At 64.2% G+C, this 6,313-nt stretch carries 4 protein-coding genes and 1 tRNA gene; all 5 read left to right on the top strand.

The window, feature by feature from the left end:
• A partial coding sequence (locus tag AC3WN8_RS23085; RefSeq protein WP_492671837.1) for a hypothetical protein occupies positions 1–464 on the top strand: 464 nt, incomplete at its 5' end.
• A complete protein-coding gene (locus AC3WN8_RS23080; RefSeq protein ID WP_492671836.1) occupies positions 461–940 on the top strand; it encodes a glutathione peroxidase in 480 nt (159 codons plus the stop codon). The genes AC3WN8_RS23085 and AC3WN8_RS23080, both read left to right, overlap by 4 nt.
• 58 nt (positions 941–998) lie before the next feature.
• A complete protein-coding gene (gene dnaE, locus AC3WN8_RS23075; RefSeq protein ID WP_492671835.1) occupies positions 999–4,490 on the top strand; it encodes a DNA polymerase III subunit alpha in 3,492 nt (1,163 codons plus the stop codon).
• 59 nt (positions 4,491–4,549) lie between these two features.
• Positions 4,550–4,634: transfer RNA gene (locus AC3WN8_RS23070), tRNA-Leu, on the top strand.
• 63 nt (positions 4,635–4,697) lie between these two features.
• On the top strand, positions 4,698–6,305 hold the full coding sequence (tig, locus tag AC3WN8_RS23065; protein ID WP_492671834.1) for a trigger factor: 1,608 nt from the start codon (positions 4,698–4,700) through the stop codon (positions 6,303–6,305).
• The last annotated feature ends 8 nt before the right edge of the window (positions 6,306–6,313 follow it).

The raw sequence follows: 6,313 nt of genomic DNA, 5'->3' as shown, positions 1-6,313 counted from the left end.
CCGCCAGCCTTCCCGCCAATTGCACCGCGGCCGAATATCGCCAGTTCGATTTCTGGATCGGCGAATGGTCGGTGTTCAACACCGCCAGGCCCGACGAGATGCTCGGCGGCAGCACGATCGAGCCGGTCTATAATGGCTGCGGCATCCGCGAGAATTGGCAGCCCTTCACCATGCTGAGCGGCGGCAGCCTCAACAGCTATGATCAGCGCGACAGGGTGTGGAAGCAGAGCTGGATCGATTCGTCGGGCGCGCGGGTGGAGTTCGCGGGCGGGCTGGAGAATGGCAGGATGGTGCTGACCGGGTTGTGGCGGAGCCGCCAGGGGCCGGAGAAGGATTTTCTGCAGCGCATGACCTTTTATCCCGAGCGCGGGACGGTTCGCCAGATCGGCGAGGATTCGCGCGACGGCGGCAAGAACTGGTCGCCCGCATTCGATTTCACCTACAGGCCAAGGAAGACGCAATGACCGGAGTTGCCGATTTTACCGTCGCTTTGCCCGGCGGCGCCGAAAAGGCGTTGGCGGATTATGCAGGCAAGGTCCTGCTGATCGTCAATGTCGCGTCAAAATGCGGTTTCACCCCGCAATATGCCGGGCTGGAAGCGCTGTATCGCAAATATCGCGACCGTGGGTTCGAGATACTGGCCTTTCCCTGCAACCAGTTCGGTGGCCAGGAGCCCGGAAATGCCGAGGAGATCGCGAATTTCTGTTCGCTGACCTATGATGTCAGCTTTCCGCTGATGGCCAAGATCGAGGTCAACGGTTCGGGCGCGGACCCGCTTTACGACTATCTCAAGGCCGCCAGGCCGGGGCTGATGGGCAGCAAGGCGATCAAATGGAACTTCACCAAGTTCCTCGTCGGTCGCGACGGCAAGCCGGTGAAGCGCTACGCGCCGACCGACAAGCCGGAATCATTGGAAAAAGACATAGAGGCGCTGCTGTAATCCCGGTTCGGGGGAGTTGGCGGTTTTCCGAATCGCGCTGGCGTGGTTAAGCTGACCCATGGCTCACACCCCGTTCGTCCCCCTGCGCATCTTTTCCTCCTACACGATGCTGGAAGGGGCGATCGAACCCAAGGCGATCGCGAAGCGCGCGCGTGAACTCGGCTTTCCGGCCGCCGCACTGACCGATCGCAACGGCCTTTATGCCGCAATGGCCTATTCCGATGCGTGCAAGGGCACGGGCGTGCAGCCGATCATCGGCGCGATGCTGTGCGTCGCACGGCCCGACATGCCCGATGGCGTCGAACCGATTTTCGACTGGCTGGCGCTCTATGCGCAGGACGAGGCGGGATATGACAATCTCTGCGCGCTGGTTTCGGCCGCGCACCTCGATCGCCCGGTCGAGCAGCAGGCCCATGTCCGTTTCGAGGCGCTGGAGGGCGCGACGGACGGGCTGATCGCCCTGACCGCGGGCAATGAGGGGGGATTGACCCGCCTGTTCGCCGAAGAGCAGATGGATCGGGCGATGGCTTATGCCGACCGGCTGCAGGCGCTGTTCCCCGACCGGCTCTATATCGAGATCGTCCGCCGGCTCGACGAGATCGAAGGCAAGGCGGAGCCGCATCTGCTCGATCTGGCCTATGCGCGCGACCTGCCGCTGGTCGCGATCAATCCGTCCTGCTTCGCCGACGAGAATTTCCACGCCGCGCACGATGCCATGCTCTGCATCGCCGGTTCGTCCTATGTCGAGAGCGAGGACCGCCGCAAAAGTTCGCCCGATGCGTGGATGAAGCCCGCCAAGGACATGAAGCTGCTGTTCGACGATCTGCCCGAGGCGTTGGCGAACACTTTGGTCGTCGCGCAGCGCTGTGCAGTGATGGCGCCCAAGCGCAGCCCGATCCTGCCGAGCCTTGCCGGCGACCGCGAAGGTGAGGCGACGAAGCTGCGCGAGGATGCGCATGCCGGCCTTGCCATGCGGCTGGAAAAGGCGGGCATTGCCGATGACGATGCGCGCAAGGCCTATACGGCGCGGCTCGATTTCGAGCTCGACGTCATCGTCCAGATGGGATTTCCCGGCTATTTCCTGATCGTCGCGGACTTCATCAAATGGGCGAAGGAACAGGATATTCCGGTGGGGCCCGGTCGTGGATCGGGCGCGGGCTCGGTCGTTGCCTGGGCGCTGACCATCACCGATCTCGACCCGCTAAAGCTCGGTTTGCTGTTCGAGCGTTTCCTCAATCCCGAGCGCGTCTCGATGCCGGACTTCGACATCGACTTCTGCGAAACCCGGCGAGAGGAAGTGATCCGCTACGTGCAGCGGAAATATGGTCGCGATCACGTCGCCCAGATCATCACCTTCGGGCGACTGAAGGCGCGCGCCGTGCTCAAGGACACCGGCCGCGTGCTCCAGATGAGCTATGGCCAGGTCGACCGGCTGGCGAAGCTCGTTCCCAACCATCCGACCGATCCATGGACGCTGGAACGGACGATGGAGAAGGGCGGGGTCCCTGAATTCCGGCACGAATATGAGACCGACACCCAGGTGAGGCGCCTGGTCGATCTTGCGATGAAGCTGGAGGGGTTGCCGCGCCACAGCTCGACCCACGCCGCCGGCGTTGTGATCGGCGACCGTCCGCTCGACCAGTTGGTGCCGCTGTATCGCGATCCGCGCTCGGACATGCCGGTCACCCAGTTCGACATGAAATATGTCGAGGGCGCCGGCCTGGTGAAGTTCGACTTTCTCGGCCTCAAGACGCTGTCGGTGCTGCAAAAGGCGGTGCAACTGCTCGCCAAGCGTGGCGTGAAGGTCGAACTCGATACGCTCGAATGGGACGATGAAGGCGTCTACAAGCTGCTCCAGCGCGGCGACACGGTCGGCGTGTTCCAGCTGGAATCCGAAGGCATGCGTCGGACGCTGGCGGCGGTGCGGCCGTCCAATTTCGGCGACATCATCGCGCTCGTTTCGCTCTACCGGCCCGGCCCGATGGACAATATTCCGATGTTCGGCGCGCGCAAGAACGGTCGTGAACAGATCGAATATCCGCATCCCTTGCTCGAAGGGATATTGTCCGAAACCTACGGCATCTTCGTCTATCAGGAACAGGTGATGCAGGCCGCGCAGATCCTGGCCGGCTACAGCCTGGGCGGCGCCGACATGCTCCGCCGCGCGATGGGCAAGAAGATCAAGGCGGAGATGGACGCGCAGCGCGTGGGCTTCGTCGAGGGTTGCAAGAGCGTCAACGGTATTGAGGCAGCCAAGGCCAATGAGCTGTTCGACCTGATCGACAAGTTCGCCGGCTATGGCTTCAACAAGAGCCACGCGGCCGCCTATGCGCTGCTCGCCTATCAGACCGCCTGGCTCAAGGCGCATCATCCGCACGAATTCTTCGCCGCATCGATGTGCTTCGACATGGCGCTGACCGACAAGCTCGGCATCTTCGTCGAGGATATGCGGCGGATGGACGTCACCTATCTGCCGCCCTGCATCAATGCGAGCCAGGCCGAATTCGATGTCGAGGAAACGCCGGACGGGCTTGCGGTGCGCTATGCGCTCGCGGCGTTGAAGGGCGTCGGCGAAAAGGCGATGGAAACGCTGATCGCCGAGCGCAGCGCGGAGGGCATCTATGCCACGCTCGACGATTTCGCCAATCGGGTCGATCCGCGTCTGATCAATCGTCGCCAGATCGAAAGCCTGGCGGGGGCGGGGGCGTTCGATTCGATCAACCCCGATCGCGCGGGCGTCCATGCGGTGGCGGAAACGATCCTGGCGGTCGCATCGCATGCCGCGGAAAGCCGTACGAGCGGCCAGCACGGCCTGTTCGGCGGCAGCGAGGCGCGGGCCTCCGCGATCCAGCTTCCGCAGAGCGCGCATTGGTCGCTGGCCGATCGCATGGCGCAGGAGAAGGAGGCGTTCGGCTTTTATTTCTCGGCGCATCCCGTCGATCGCTACAGCCATCTCGCCGCGGCGCAGGGCGCGCGCAGCTATGCCGCTCTATGCGCCCAGATCGCGCCCGCCGACGGCAGCCGTACCGGCGCGACGATGGCCGGGCTGATCGAGGATGCGCGCTGGCGGACCTCGGCGCGCGGGCGGCGCTATTTGATGGCGACCTGTTCCGACGCATCCGGCCAGTTCATCGCCACCTGTTTCGACGACGAGATCGCCAAGGATCTGGAGGAGGCCGCACGCGAGGGCGGTTGCGGGCTGCTCTCGGTCGAGCTCGACCGGCGTCCGGGCGAGGAAACGCCACGCGTGACGGTGAAGCGGATTCAGCCCTTCGAGCAGCTTGCCGGCAATGCCCGGCTGGTCGTCGAGGTGACGATGGAGGATTCCGCGGGAATCGGGGCGCTGGCGGCATTGCTCGAGGGATATCGCGGCGGACGCGGCGAACTGGTGCTGCAGGCGCGGCTCGATGGCGGCGCGGCGGCGACGGTGCGGCTGGGGCGCGATTATCTGCTCGATGCCGAGCTTGCCGCGCGGATCGAGGTGCTGCCGGGAATCCTCGCGGTCGCGCTGCGCACCGCCGAACAGCCGCGTCTCGCCCTGGTCTCCTGACGCCGCGCTTGCCCTTGCGGCACTCCCTGCTATAGACGCCGCCGACCGGCGGAGTCCTAGCGGGCGTGGCGGAACTGGTAGACGCGCTGGATTTAGGTTCCAGTATCGCAAGATGTGGGGGTTCGAGTCCCTTCGCCCGCACCAGTCTCCGCTCCCGGGCGACGGGTCGGTTCAGAGATTCCAGATCATGAAGGCGTTTGAAGAGAGATGCAGACTGTCGAGACGTTGAACGAGGGCCTGAAGCGCGCTTACACGCTGACCATCACGGCCAAGGACATCGACGCGCGCGTCGAGCAGGAAGTGAAGCGCGTGGCGCCGCAGGTGCGCATGCCCGGCTTCCGCCCCGGCAAGGTGCCCGCCAATCTTGTCCGCAAGATGCACGCCGAGTCGCTGGCGCAGGACGCGCTCAACACCTCAATTCAGGAAGGCGTCCAGAAGCTTCTCGCCGACAACAAGCTGCGTCCCGCGATGCAGCCTTCGGTCGAGCTCGACGAAGGCTATGAGCCCGGCAAGGATGCCGAGGTGAAGGTCGCGCTCGAAGTGCTGCCGCAGGTGCCCACGCCTTCGATCGAGGGCCTCAAGCTCGAGCGGCTGACCATCGAGGTCGCCGACGCGCAGGTCGACGCAGCAGTCGATCAGCTCGCCAGCCAGAACAAGCAGTTCGACGAAGCGCCCAAGAGCCACAAGGCGAAGGAAGGCGACCTGGTCGTCATGGATTTCGTCGGCAAGGTCGATGGCGTCGCATTCGATGGCGGCACCGGCGAAGGCATGTCGGTCGAGATCGGTTCGGGCCGGCTCATTCCGGGCTTCGAGGATCAGCTCGTCGGCGTGAAGGCCAATGACGAGAAGACCATCGAGGTCACGTTCCCCGAGGATTACACCGCCGAGACTCTCAAGGGTAAGGCTGCGACCTTCGATCTGGTGATCAACGAGGTCCGCGTTCCCAAGGAAGCCAAGGCCGACGAGGATTTCGCCAAGTCGCTGGGGCTGGAAAGCCTCGAACAGCTCCGCGGCCTGCTGAAGGGGCAGCTCGAGCAGGAGAATAACGGCCTCACGCGCACCCATATGAAGCGCAAGCTGCTCGACCAGCTCGCCGAGAGCCATGATTTCGAAGTGCCGCCCTCGATGGTCGAGGCCGAATTCAACCAGATCTGGGCCCAGCTCGAGCATGAAGCGAGCCATGAGGAAGATCCCGCGGCCGCGATCAAGGAAATGGAAGCCGAGAAGGACGATTATCGCGCGATCGCCGTGCGTCGCGTCCGCCTGGGCCTGTTGTTGTCCGAGATCGGCCAGGCGAACGGCGTCGAAGTGACCGGGCAGGAGATGAATCGCCTGATCGGTCAGGCCGCGCAGCAATATCCCGCCGATCAGCGCGAGCGCTTCATCCAGTTCATCCAGCAGGAGCCGATGGCCGCCGCGCAGCTTCGCGCGCCGCTCTATGAGGACAAGGTCGTCGACTTCCTGTTCGACAAGGCCGAGATCAGCGACCGCAGCGTGAGCCGTGAGGAACTGGAAGCCGCGATCGAGGCCGAGGATGACGGCCATGTCCATGGTCCCGGCTGCGGCCATGACCATCACGACCATGATCACGCCGCCAAACCCAAAAAGGCGGCGAAGAAGGCCGAGGCCAAGCCCGAGGCCGCCAAGACCGAAGCGGTGAAGACCGAAGAGGCCGAGGCGCCCGCCGAGAAGCCGAAGCCGGCGAAGAAGGCGGCTGCCGCCAAGAAGCCGGCCGCCGAAGCCGAGGCTGAAGCGCCGGCGGAGGACAAGCCCGCGAAGAAGCCCGCTGCCAAGAAGCCGGCGGCGAAGAAGTAAACGACACC

It is taken from the genome of Sphingobium sp. FW305-3-2-15-F-TSA7 (assembly GCF_058787155.1).
Note: the sequence above shows the minus strand (reverse complement) of the source record. Positions and strands in the feature narration are given on the sequence as shown.